The sequence below is a fragment of the Aquimarina penaris genome (assembly GCF_040786285.1).
Lineage (GTDB): Bacteria > Bacteroidota > Bacteroidia > Flavobacteriales > Flavobacteriaceae > Aquimarina.
In genome coordinates this window covers 115,032-127,922 of sequence record NZ_JBFMKQ010000001.1, presented here as the reverse complement: position 1 = coordinate 127,922, position 12,891 = coordinate 115,032, and the positions used below count along the sequence as shown (strand labels likewise).

The window sequence follows — 12,891 nt, the reverse complement described above, 5'->3', positions numbered from 1 at the left end:
AGAATCTTAGTTTAGAATTTTCACTTTTTGACCATCTTTTACACTTCTCGCACCTTCACTAATCACAGCATCACCATTATTAATACCATCTAAAACTTCGATAAAATCTCCTTGTGTTTTTCCGGTTTTTACAATTACCCTTTTGGCCTCTGCTATATTTTGTGCGTCTTTTGCTGAAGTTACATAGGTGTATTGATCACCTTCTGCATTTTCTGAAAGTATACTTTGTGGAATCAATATTGCTTTTTCATTCGTATAATCGTTAATTTTTACTTTGGCAGTAAGATTAGGTTTTACAGTTCCCCCATTAGATGGGATCCCTACTTCTACAGTAAATGAACGATTATTAGGGTTGATATAATTTCCTACCTGACGAATTTTTGTATTGATTGTTTTTCCTAGAACCGGAAAATAAACCTCTACACTTTTACCTACGGTAACATTGGGGATATAGCGCTCTGGTACTTCGGTTTCGATATACATATTGTCTAGGTTTACAATACGAATAATTGCATTTTGCCCAGGAGAGACCACACTTCCTTGTTCTGTAATAACATCATCAATAACTCCAGAAAAAGGAGCATTTACCGTAGTTTTGGCTAACTGGCGTTTGATTTGATTTACAGCATTTTGTTGTGCCTCAAAATTTGTTTTAGCTTCTAGATACTGGATCTCTGAACCAATTTTTTGCTCCCAAAGTCTTTTTTGGCGATCAAAAGTAGTTTTTGCCAATTGAGCCTGAACTTCTACTTGGGATAATTGTTGACTCAATCCACCATCATCAATTCTGGCAAGCAACTGACCTCTAGATACTTTTTGTCCTTTTTGCACATATACCTTTGTCAAAATCCCACCCATCTCTGGATACAATACTATGTTTTGTTTGGTTTCTACATTTCCTTGTAGTTCTAAATAATGATTAAACAGTGTGTCCTTAGCCATAATTGTAGTAACTAAAGGAAGCTTTTTAACAGAATCTAAGGTTGCAATAGCTTCATCTAATTGCTTCAATTGATCTGCAATGGTTTGTTGTTCTTTAACAATCTCGGTTCTTTTGGTTCGTATTGCTTCAAGATTACCTTCTTGTACAATATCATCTATCGATTTTGTCTTGTTCTGTCCACAAGAAATGATAAGAAGTAATGCAGGCAATATGGTAAATATCTTTTTCATAAGATGACTAATTATTATTAGGTGTATTTAAAATCGTTTCTAGTTCGGCTTTCTTGTTGATAATGTTAAGCATAGCGTTTAACACTTCATTCTGTGATGAATATAATTGTAATTGTGCTTGTCTTAGATCAAAGCTTGTGGCAAGACCTTCAGAATATTTGATTTGGTTCTTTTTTTCAATACGTTCTGCCAATGCCAAATTTTGTTTTGTAGTGTCAAAGTTTTCCAACGAGAGTTTATAATCACTTAACGTAGAATTATACTGAAGTTGAATCTCCTGTTGCGCTTGAATAAAATCAGTATTCGATTGCTCAAAAGCTATTTTAGCTTGTTGACTTCGGGCACCACGTCTTAAAGAACTAAAAATAGGGATCTTTAGACTTGCTCCTAATACAGAGGATTGAAACCATCGGGTCTCGCTATCAAAAAACACAAAATCATCATCGAATGCAGCAGTACCATAATTAATAAAGGCTTCAAGTTTGGGTAATGCACGGCTTTTTTCTAATTTGAGCTCTAATCTTCTTTGTTCGGTAAGAAGAAAGGCCAATCTGTAATCAACATTGTTTTCTATAATAAATGGCTTGGTAGTTACCGATTGATCACTATTTTTCATAGCCAGGCTATCTAAATCATCAGAAAGAGCTGTGTTTGAGTCCACATCTACTCCTATGGTTAGGTTAAACATTTGTAACGCAATTTTTTCTAAACGTTCTGCATTACTTAGTTGATTTGTGATTTGCAGCAATGTAATTTGTAGTTGCTCTACATCTTCTTCTTCGGCCAAACCATTTTCAAAAATCTTTTTGGTTTCCTGGTAGTTTTTCTCAAGAGTGGCAACGTTGTTTTTAAGAATAGCTACACTCTCTTGAGCTACCAAAACGCTTCCGTAGGCATTAATAACACTTTTGCGAACTTCGAGCTGTGCTTTTTCTTCAGAGTCATTATTAAACTGTAAAAAACTCTTCGCAGCTTCAAGGCCAACTATATATGATCCATCAAAAATCAATTGACGCAACGTTGCAGTAGCCGAAGCCTGTTGTTGCGGAGTAAAAAATTCATCAAAACCACCACTACCATCAAAAGAGGGAAGTAATAGAGGTTGTTGTTTTAATTGATTTTGATAGTCAATACTACCTTCAATTTGAGGAAGACCATCTGCGGTCGTTTCCCATTTTCTTTTTAATGCTTTTGCAACATCACGTCTGGCGTTTATAGATTGATAACTGTTTTCTAATGCAAACTCTACGGCTTCATCTAATGTAAATGAATAAATAGAATCGGTTGGCGGTTGTTGCCCTTGTATTGTGGCGGTAAATACCAAACCGATACAAAATAACCAAAGGTTGTTTTTCATATTTGATGTTCTTTGATAAGATTGTTTAAAATTGTACGTCCTTTTTCGGTGGTAATCCCCAGAATGTGATATTCTAGGTAATCATCCATAAGTTTTGTTACCGGAAATATTTGTTCTGGAAACATGTTTTTATCCTTTATACCATTAGTTCCTATAAAATAGATTCTTGAAATAAATTGGATATCTATGTTTTTTCTAAAAACCCCCTTTTCTATTCCTCTTCTAAGATTGTCAACCACACATTGCTGAAACACCTCAAACTGTTTAGCTTTTAATCCCTGATGTATTTTGGGATAGTATTTTTCGAGCTGATGAATCGGCGCTACTTTTTCATTCTTAAGATGATGCATTACAAAAGTTTTAATAGCATACAATTCTTCAATAGGGTCCAGATTCTCTTTTAAAATAGCATTAATACCATCATTTATTTTGCAAAAAAGATGATGTGTTGTGGCTTCTACAAGTTTGGTTTTATTCTGAAAATGAGTATAAATGGTCTTTTTAGAAATTCCCATTTCTGAAGCAAGATCATCCATAGTGATACTCTTAAAACCGAGATTCAGAAACATATCGTTTGCTTTTTCTACTATTTTCTCTTTCATTATGGGGTACTTGTATTAATTTTCAGGGGCAAATGTACATATGGAAACTTTAAAAACAATAAAAGTTTCCTAGGTTTCACAATTATTTAACATTGCGTGTTATTTTTTTAGTATTCTTTAAGTACTAAATACAGTGCGCTTGAGTTAAGTGAAATTTGCTTCATTTTTTCAGAAAATTTTATTTTACTTTAGCATAAAAAATTACTGTGCACACAATTTCAGAGTATCAAGGGTATTTTTTAGAATACCTTACCAAGAAAACAACGACAAAAGAGCCTAAGAATCTTTACGAACCCATCACCTATATATTAAGTCTTGGAGGTAAAAGATTACGGCCAACATTAGCGTTAATGACATCAGAAATTTTTGGCTCCTCTTACAAGAAAGCGTTGGATGCTGCCTTAGCTATTGAGGTTTTTCATAATTTTTCATTGATTCATGACGATATTATGGATGATGCTCCGCTTAGAAGAGGAAAAGAAACCGTGCACGAAAAATGGGATGTAAATACAGGGATTCTTTCTGGAGATGCAATGCTTATTAATGCCTATCAACTTTTTGAAAATTATGATGGGAAAATTTTTAAAGAATTAGCAAAACTATTTACAAAAACGGCCATTGAAGTATGCGAAGGGCAGCAATATGATATTGATTTTGAAACCAGGGATGATGTAACTATTCCCGAGTATATTAAGATGATTGAGTATAAGACTGCTGTTTTGGTTGGTGCTGCCATGAAAATGGGAGCTATAGTTGCCGATGCTTCAGAAGAAAGCCAATCGTCTATATATGATTTTGGAAGGCTATTAGGATTGGCATTTCAACTTCAGGATGATTACTTAGATGCATTTGGAGATCCCAAAACTTTTGGGAAACAGGTTGGAGGTGATATTATTGAGAATAAAAAGACTTTTCTATATTTAAAAGCATTAGAATTTTCTTCAAAAGATGAGCAAAAACAACTAAGAGGTCTGTTTTCATTAAACCCCGAAGATCCTTCAGAAAAAATAAGTACTGTAAAATCTTTTTTCGAAACGACAGGAGCTAAGGATGCAACACGAGCCGAAATAAAAATGTATACTCAAAAAGCTTTTTCTGCTCTTGATAATGTGACTATTTCTGAAGAGAAAAAGAAACTATTAAAGTATTTTGGAGAGAATTTAATGAATAGAAGTGTCTGATGAGTATAACATAACGTTGGTGGATGACCTTATTCTAGAGGTTACTCAATCCAGTTTATATCCACAATTACTTACACAACTTCAGAAGGATATTGACCGGGCAGGGATAGACTATAAGATTGATCCAGAAATACAACCAAAAGATCTCATTACAACGATAAATAAATTACTCTTGAGCGTGTTACAACATACTTTTAACGAGTATTTAAATTTATTATACGCTGTAGATGTTTCTGAGGCAGAAATTAGAAATTTTAAATCAGAAAAAGCCGAAGATATAGCAGGGTATGCTACGTATTTAATCCTAAAAAGAGAATGGAAAAAAGTATGGTATAGAAACCAGCTTAGAAAATTATAAAAACTATGTGGTTATCCTAGAGTAATTTGTAGAACTAATTGTTACATTAAGTCAAGGTGAAACATATTGGTAATCAAAAGCGATTGTCTTTCAACTTAGTTTTGGATCGCAGAAGAGTTACCTTTTCGGATAATATTAATAGAAAACCGAAAAGAAAGGAACGTAAGCACTACCATAAATACTCTTATCCTCATCATATAGAACATCATATCGAATGCCAACACTTATATTGCCTAAACGATAACCTGCACCAACAAATAATGCGGGATACCAATAATCTTGTTTTATATCTTCTAGACCGATTCGCTCAAAAGTTCTAGAAACTCCCATCTCTTGAAATTCGGCAGACAAACGTATTTCTGGGATAGGACTATAAAAACTAATTAGACTCCCACCATAGTTAAAAGCAGTAAAATTATTTGACTCTGTATACCCAAAACTTACCCCAACGCCAGCGGCGAACTCTTCACTAAAATTATAAACAGCATAGGGTTCAATTACCCCACTAAAGGTATCATTACCAAAACCTATTCCTAAATTACCTCCAAAACTTATATCAGAATCACCACTTTGAGAATATCCATGTTGTAAGGAAAATATAATAATGAAAACTAAGACTAAAACATTACTTTTTTGAAGAGTATATACTTTCATAGTTAAATTTTAAAAAAAATGTAACATAAATATAGATATTTCAATGGTCAATAAATTGTAATTATTGTATTTTTGTAGCGTTTTGTCATAAAAAAGACAATTGAATACTTACATATGGATAAATATTCATTTTTGAATGCGGCTAATACCGCATTTTTTGCAGATTTATACGATCAATTCTTACAGAATCCTGATAGCGTTGAACCAAGCTGGAGAGCGTTTTTTCAGGGCTTTGACTTTGGATTAGAAAGTGTTAATGGTTCTGGAGAAACCATAGATGCCGAAAAGGCACTGGGAGAAACTGTTGCTGTACCCGAAAGTGTTCAGAAAGAGTTTCAGGTAGTTCAATTAATAGACGCATATAGAACTCGAGGCCATTTATTTACCAAAACCAATCCGGTAAGAGATCGAAGAAAATACACTCCTACACTAGCATTAGAGAATTTTGGATTAAGTCAAGGTGATCTAAATACCGTTTTTAATGCAGGAGAGATTATAGATATTGGGCCCAATACATTAAGTAATATTATTGTTCATTTAGAGCAGATATATTGTGATTCTATTGGTATAGAATATATGTATATTCGTAACCCTGAAGAACGTGAATGGATCCAGGCCAGAGTAAATTTTAATACGAATAGAACTAAATTTTCTGCCGATCAAAAGAAACATATTCTTAAAAAACTAAATCAAGCGGTATCTTTTGAAAGCTTCTTACATACAAAGTATGTAGGGCAAAAACGTTTTTCTATTGAAGGAGGGGAATCTCTAATTCCTGCTCTAGATGCACTGGTAGAAAAAGCTGCTGATCTTGGTGTAAAAGAATTCGTAATGGGTATGGCTCATCGTGGACGACTAAGTACACTTACCAATATTTTTGGTAAAAGCCCTAAAGATATTTTTAGCGAATTTGATGGTAAAGATTATGAAGAGACAGTTTTTGATGGAGATGTAAAATATCATCTGGGATGGACTTCTAAGCGAAAAACAGATTCTGGTAAGAATATAAATATGAATATTGCTCCAAATCCTTCACATTTGGAGACAGTAGGGGCGGTGGTCGAAGGTATCACAAGAGCTAAACAAGACAGACATTATCAGGAAAATACTTCAGAGGTACTTCCTATTGTAGTGCATGGAGATGCAGCTATTGCTGGTCAGGGATTGGTGTATGAAATTGTTCAGATGGCTAAGCTAGATGGATATAGAACAGGGGGGACTATCCATATTGTGGTGAATAACCAGATTGGTTTTACTACAAATTACCTGGATGCCAGATCTTCTACCTATTGTACTGATGTAGGTAAGGTTACATTGTCTCCGGTCTTACATGTAAATTCAGATGATGCAGAAGCAGTGGTGCATGCAGCTAACTTTGCACTGGATTTTAGAATGACATTTAAGCGAGACGTATTTATTGATTTATTAGGATATCGTAAGTATGGTCATAATGAAGGAGATGAACCACGTTTTACGCAGCCTAAATTATATAAGGCCATTGCCAAACATAAAAATCCAAGAGATATTTATGCTACAAAATTAATTTCTGAAGGTATTATAGATACGGATTATGTGTCTAAACTTGAAAAAGAATACAAAGCATCGCTCGAAGAAGAACTAGAAGATTCTCGTAAAGTAGAAAAGACCATCATCACCCCATTTATGCATGATGAGTGGGCCGGTTATGAAAGAGTTCAAGAAGATGAGATGATGGAAGTGGTGGATACCACATACGCTAAAGATAAATTAACAGCGATAGCAGAAATAATAACAAAATTACCCTCAGACAAGAAATTCTTGCGAAAAATAGAACGATTGATCGAACAAAGACGTAAAATGTTCTTTGAAAACGATCAATTAGACTGGGCCATGGGAGAATTATTGGCTTATGGTTCTTTATTGAAAGAAGGTTATGATGTGAGAATGAGTGGGCAGGATGTAGAAAGAGGAACATTCTCTCATAGGCACGCAGTAATTAAGGTTGAAGATAGCGAAGAAGAAGTACTTTTATTAAACAACCTTAAAGGTGATCAAGGAGATTTCTATATCTATAATTCATTACTTTCTGAATATGGAGTAGTAGGTTTTGATTATGGATATGCCATGGCCAGTCCTGATACTCTTACGATTTGGGAGGCTCAGTTTGGAGATTTCAGTAATGGGGCCCAGATCATGGTCGATCAATATATTTCGTCTGCAGAGGATAAATGGAAATTGCAAAACGGTTTGGTGATGTTGTTACCCCATGGTTATGAAGGACAGGGAGCTGAGCATTCTTCGGGTCGTATGGAACGATACCTTCAGCTTTGTGCTAAGGATAATATGTTTGTGGCCGATGTAACCACACCTGCTAATATGTTCCATTTGTTACGCAGACAAATGAAAGCAAAATACCGGAAACCTTTAATTGTATTTACACCTAAGAGTTTGTTACGTCATCCTAAAGCAGTTTCATCGGTTGATGAATTTGCTAACGGAAAATTTCAAACGGTAATAGATGATACTGATGTGAAGACGAAAGATGTAAAATCATTGGTGTTCTGCACGGGTAAATTCTATTATGATTTATTAGAAGAGAAGGAGAAATTAGGTAGAAAAGATGTAGCTTTAGTTAGAATAGAGCAGTTATTTCCTTTACCCGCTGCAGAAATGGATACCCTGATTAAGAAATATAAGCCTGATGAAGTTGTTTGGGCTCAAGAAGAACCACGTAATATGGGTGCATTGACTCATGTTCTAACACATTATGATGGGGCAATAAAATTTAGATTTGCAAGTAGAAGATCTTATGGTGCACCCGCTGCAGGAAGTGCCATACGATCTAAGCGAAGACATCAGCAAGTAATCGATTATGTTTTTGATAAAACAAAAGACAATCAAAGTAGATAAAATTTTGTAAGTAATTATAGACTAAAATTTCCATTGGAAATTATATAAAGAATAAATTCAGAATTATGGCTTTAGAAATGAAAGTCCCATCACCGGGAGAATCTATTACAGAAGTAGAAATAGCTCAATGGCTTGTTGAGACTGGTGATTATGTAGAAAAAGATCAGGCAATTGCCGAGGTCGATAGTGATAAGGCAACCTTAGAATTACCAGCTGAAGCAAGTGGTGTTATTACACTTATGGCAGAAGAAGGTGATGCTGTAGCGGTAGGGCAGGTAGTGTGTCTTATTGATACCGATGCTAAAAAACCAGAAGGGGGAGACTCAAAACCAGCTTCAGCAGTCGAAACACCTAAAGTAGAAGAGAAGAAAACAGCAACCCCAGTGGCACCAGCACAACCTGCTAAAACAGAAACCTATGCAACAGGAACTGCTTCTCCGGCAGCAAAAAAAGTACTTGCCGAAAAAGGGATTGATGCTTCTCAGGTAAAAGGTACTGGTCGTGACGGACGTATTACTAAAGCTGATGCCATAGATGCGAAACCATCAATGGGAACTCCTGGACTAGGAGGTAGAGGAGAGACACGTAAGAAGTTATCGATGCTTCGTCGCAAAGTAGCAGAGCGTTTGGTCTCAGTGAAAAATGAGACGGCTATGCTAACCACATTTAACGAAGTGGATATGCAGCCTATTTTTAATCTGCGTAGTCAATATAAAGAAGAATTTAAAAGTAAACACGGTGTAGGTTTAGGGTTTATGTCTTTCTTTACATTGGCATGTGTAAGAGCATTACAGCTATATCCTGCTGTAAACTCTATGATTGACGGGAAAGAGATGATTTCTTATGATTTTCAAGATATTAGTATTGCAGTTTCTGGTCCTAAAGGACTAATGGTACCCGTAATTCGTAATGCAGAAAATCTTAGCTTTAGAGGAGTAGAATCAGAAGTGAAACGATTAGCAATAAGAGCACGTGAAGGTCAAATCACTGTTGATGAAATGACTGGGGGTACGTTTACCATTACTAATGGTGGAGTGTTTGGTAGTATGTTATCAACACCAATAATCAACCCACCACAAAGCGCGATTTTAGGAATGCACAATATTGTAGAACGTCCAATCGTAAGAGATGGCCAGATTGTAGTGGCGCCTATTATGTTTGTAGCCTTATCTTATGATCATAGAATTATCGATGGGAAGGAATCTGTTGGGTTCTTAGTAGCGGTAAAAGAGGCATTAGAAAATCCTGAGGAATTACTAATGAATAATAATGTAACCAGAGCGTTAGAATTATAGCATTTTTATAGAAAGAATAAAAATTTAAAATTCGTTCTAATTTAATACTACAGACCAGGCAGGTTTTTAAAATCGGCCTGGTTTTTTTATAGGTTTTTCCAATATTGAGGATGAGTATCCTCGGTTTCCTGATTCCAATATCCAGGAGTCACCTTACGGCCTTCGAAGGTCTTCAACTTACGTTGATAAACCCATATGGTGGGATTAAAAACCATGTCAGTGACTGCAACAGTATATAACTGTGGGTCTTCTTCAGATTTGCGTTTATCTTCTGCGATAATGACTTCAAAACCATTGTGCTCTAACAATTTTTTTAAAAACTCAGCACGGTTCTTTTCTACGCCTTTTTCAGCAAAAGTGACACGTTGCCCTTCTATATCACCAAACAAATGTTTTCCTCCTAATGCCATATTTTCTTAATTAAAAACACTACTCAATTCATATATATAATCATATAACGGGCTATATAAACCAAGAAATAAAATACCTATTACCGTAAGTATTAACCCTAATCGCATATATATATTGTTCTTAAAAAATGGAATAGAATGATCACTTTTTCTCAGAAACATTGCCCGAACAACTAATAGGTAGTAATATAATGAAATGATCATATTTATAACCGCTAAAAAAACAAGCAAATAATATCCTTTACTGGCCGCTGCAGTAAACAAGAAAAACTTACCAAAAAATCCTGCGACTGGTGGGATTCCGGCCAACGAGAATAAAGCAAGCATCATGACCAGGCTTAAATTAGGATTTGTTCTGTACAACCCTTCATAATCGTTGATGTTTTCTTTTCCTGTTTGCAATGAAATGGATTGTACTACTCCAAAAGCAGCAAGATTAGAGCATATATAGATCAATACAAAATACACAATGGTTGCAGTTCCTAGTTGCGTTCCGGTAATTAAACCCAATAAAACAAATCCCGCCTGAGCAATCGATGAGAAGGCTAAAAAGCGTTTCATGTTTTGTTGTCGTAAAGCAAATAAATTACCAATAAACATGGTTGCCACAGCAATAGTGTATACTATATTTTCCCAAGCATGTATCAACGGTTTTAAAACAGTAAATAATAGAATCATCAATATAAAGATTGCCGCACCTTTTGAAATTACTGATAAATAAGAAGCAATACTGATGGGTGCGCCTTCATAAACGTCAGCAGTCCAAAAATGAAATGGCACTAGTGAAATTTTAAAAGCCAAACCGGTAAAAAATAAAATAGCACCCAAAAGAGTTAAGTTGCTGGGTGCAATCACTTCAATGATATGATTAAAATATATGGACCCCGATGTTGCATATAACATCGACATACCAAATAATGAAATACCAGAAGCCAACGCTGAAGAAAGAATTAATTTGATTCCGGATTCGCTAGATATCCTCTTGGTGATATCGTATGCAGCTAAAGCGGCTACAGGTAATGTTGATAGTTCTAATCCTAAATAAAACATTAAAAAATCCCCCGCCGAAATCATGAAATACATACCCAAAAGTGATGAAAACATCAATACAAAGAACTCGGTTCCTCTATTTTGGGATACTATTTTTTCCTGAAGCCAATCGGCAGATATGAGTAATAAAATCAATACTCCAACAGTAAGCACGTTTTTAAAAAAATGAATCAGATCATTAGTGCGAAACATACCACCAAATAAACTGTCTTCTTCAATAGGTAAAAAACCAACTACTGTGTGCAAACCGAATAAAAATATGGCTAAATGTACGATACTGTTTTTTTTGTTTTCAGGTATAAAAATTTCACCTACAATGAGCAATAGTAGTATTGCCAACAGTAAAATTTCATGCCTCATTATTAAAAAACTGTCAATAGTCATTATTCTTAATTTTTGTTACTCAGACCTGTCTTCTGTCTTATTGCTCATCTATAAAACTCCTTCAATAAATGGTTTTACGCTCTTCAATATCATGTCACTTAACCATAAAGGAGCAACACCTATACCCACAATCGGAATGAGTAGTAATAATATTCCTGTTTTTTCATACCAGGTTGCCCCGGATAAACTTAAAAATTCATTGTTTTTTATTGACCCCATCAACATAATGCCAACAACACGTAAAATATAAACTGCGGTTACTACAATTGCAGAAACCGAAATAATTGTGGCAACTCTATAAAACATATCTTCATGTTGAAATGCTCCTACAAAAATGTTCATCTCTGCTACAAAACCGCTTAGCCCTGGTAACCCCAATGAAGCTAAACCGGTGATAACATATGTGACCGAAATGAACGGAATGGTTTTTAATAACCCTCCTAATTTGGTTACGTCTCTAGTTTGGGTACGTTCATAGATCATTCCTATCAGGGCAAAGAACAATGCCGTCATAAATCCATGGGAGAGTGATTGCAAAATTGCACCATTCCAGGATGTTTTATTTAGCATTAACAGGGCAAATAGTACCAACCCTAGATGACTTACCGAAGAATACGCATTAATATATTTTAAATCGGTTTGCTTAATGGCCGCAAAAGCACCGTAAATCACTCCGACTACCGATAATATAATGAAGACCCAGGACCAATGCAAAGTGCCTTCGGGGAGTAAGTACATAGCGACTCTAAATACTCCATATCCACCTAATTTCATTAAAACACCAGCGTGGAGCATAGATACCGCCGTTGGCGCAGAGGCGTGCCCATCTGGCGACCATGTATGGAAGGGAAACAATGCCCCGATAACTGCAAAACCAATAAAAGTTAATGGGAAAAATAGTTTTTGTGCTTCAATCGGAATATTCACTAGAGCTATTTCTAGTATATTAAAAGTCAAAAGGCCTCCGTCGGTGTTTGAATTGAAATAAATTCCTAAGATGCCAACCAGTAAAACCGCCGAAGCTCCCATAAGCATCAAGGTGAGTTTCATGGCTGAATATTCCTTGGGCCCAGAACCCCAAATACCTATTAATAAATACATCGGAATCACAGCAATTTCGAAGAAAACAAACATGGTGAATAGATCCAAAGAAATGAAAAATCCATAAACACCTATCGAAAGTACAATTAGTGAAACAAAAAATTCTTTAGGGAGATCTTGTATCTTCCATGAAATAAATACACCGGCAAGAACTACAATTGCAGTCAATAATAACAATGCTACCGAAATGCCATCGACACCTATCGCGTAGTGGATATTAAAATGCTTAAACCAAATGATATCTTTGGTAAAAACCATGATATCATCATTGATAACTTTTTCATTAAAATAGGCAAAAACCAAATGTATTGCCATTCCGAGCTGTATTATACTACCCATCATTGAAATGAGTCTAGCCTGTTTCAAGCTTTTTGTAAAAACTAAAGTCAAAACAGTTATTATTGGTACAACTAGAAAAAGCGATAAAATATCCATAT

Annotated in this window: 11 protein-coding genes; 4 read left to right on the top strand and 7 right to left on the bottom strand. The window is 35.3% G+C overall.

Annotation, left to right across the window (positions count from 1 at the left end; translation table 11 throughout):
- Positions 1–6: 6 nt before the first annotated feature.
- From ABW637_RS00555 to ABW637_RS00545, 3 genes are read right to left on the bottom strand one after another with little or no spacing between them, the layout of a single operon-like run.
- A complete protein-coding gene (locus ABW637_RS00555; protein ID WP_367582671.1) occupies positions 7–1,173 on the bottom strand; it encodes an efflux RND transporter periplasmic adaptor subunit in 1,167 nt (388 codons plus the stop codon).
- A gap of 7 nt (positions 1,174–1,180) precedes the next feature.
- Positions 1,181–2,530, bottom strand: a complete 1,350-nt coding sequence (locus ABW637_RS00550; protein ID WP_367582670.1) for a TolC family protein — start codon at positions 2,528–2,530, stop codon at positions 1,181–1,183.
- A complete protein-coding gene (locus tag ABW637_RS00545) occupies positions 2,527–3,132 on the bottom strand; it encodes a TetR/AcrR family transcriptional regulator (RefSeq protein ID WP_367582669.1) in 606 nt (201 codons plus the stop codon). Before ABW637_RS00545 ends, ABW637_RS00550 begins: the two co-directional genes overlap by 4 nt.
- A 206-nt stretch (positions 3,133–3,338) precedes the next feature.
- Between ABW637_RS00545 and ABW637_RS00540 the strand changes: the two genes are divergently transcribed.
- Positions 3,339–4,313, top strand: a complete 975-nt coding sequence (locus ABW637_RS00540; RefSeq protein ID WP_367582668.1) for a polyprenyl synthetase family protein — start codon at positions 3,339–3,341, stop codon at positions 4,311–4,313.
- Entirely contained in the window at positions 4,306–4,671 is a 366-nt protein-coding gene (locus ABW637_RS00535; protein WP_367582667.1) for a hypothetical protein, read from the top strand. The genes ABW637_RS00540 and ABW637_RS00535 overlap by 8 nt, the downstream gene beginning before the upstream one ends.
- A gap of 135 nt (positions 4,672–4,806) precedes the next feature.
- On the opposite strand, the gene ABW637_RS00530 is transcribed toward ABW637_RS00535, so the two are convergent.
- The gene (locus tag ABW637_RS00530; RefSeq protein ID WP_367582666.1) at positions 4,807–5,325 is read right to left on the bottom strand and encodes an alpha-ketoglutarate decarboxylase; all 519 of its coding nucleotides are present in this window, start codon (positions 5,323–5,325) and stop codon (positions 4,807–4,809) included.
- 114 nt (positions 5,326–5,439) lie between these two features.
- On the opposite strand from ABW637_RS00530, the gene ABW637_RS00525 reads away from it, so the two are divergent.
- The gene (locus ABW637_RS00525) at positions 5,440–8,214 is read left to right on the top strand and encodes a 2-oxoglutarate dehydrogenase E1 component (protein WP_367582665.1); all 2,775 of its coding nucleotides are present in this window, start codon (positions 5,440–5,442) and stop codon (positions 8,212–8,214) included.
- 65 nt (positions 8,215–8,279) lie between these two features.
- The gene (odhB, locus tag ABW637_RS00520; protein WP_367582664.1) at positions 8,280–9,509 is read left to right on the top strand and encodes a 2-oxoglutarate dehydrogenase complex dihydrolipoyllysine-residue succinyltransferase; all 1,230 of its coding nucleotides are present in this window, start codon (positions 8,280–8,282) and stop codon (positions 9,507–9,509) included.
- 86 nt (positions 9,510–9,595) lie between these two features.
- On the opposite strand, the gene ABW637_RS00515 is transcribed toward odhB, so the two are convergent.
- From ABW637_RS00515 to ABW637_RS00505, 3 genes are read right to left on the bottom strand one after another with little or no spacing between them, the layout of a single operon-like run.
- Positions 9,596–9,919: a hypothetical protein gene (locus tag ABW637_RS00515; protein WP_367582663.1), complete on the bottom strand. Its 324-nt coding sequence runs from the start codon at positions 9,917–9,919 to the stop codon at positions 9,596–9,598.
- Between the two features lie 6 nt (positions 9,920–9,925).
- Entirely contained in the window at positions 9,926–11,353 is a 1,428-nt protein-coding gene (locus ABW637_RS00510) for an NADH-quinone oxidoreductase subunit N (RefSeq protein WP_367582662.1), read from the bottom strand.
- A 48-nt stretch (positions 11,354–11,401) separates the two neighbouring features.
- Positions 11,402–12,889, bottom strand: a complete 1,488-nt coding sequence (locus ABW637_RS00505; protein ID WP_367582661.1) for a complex I subunit 4 family protein — start codon at positions 12,887–12,889, stop codon at positions 11,402–11,404.
- Between the last annotated feature and the right edge of the window lie 2 nt (positions 12,890–12,891).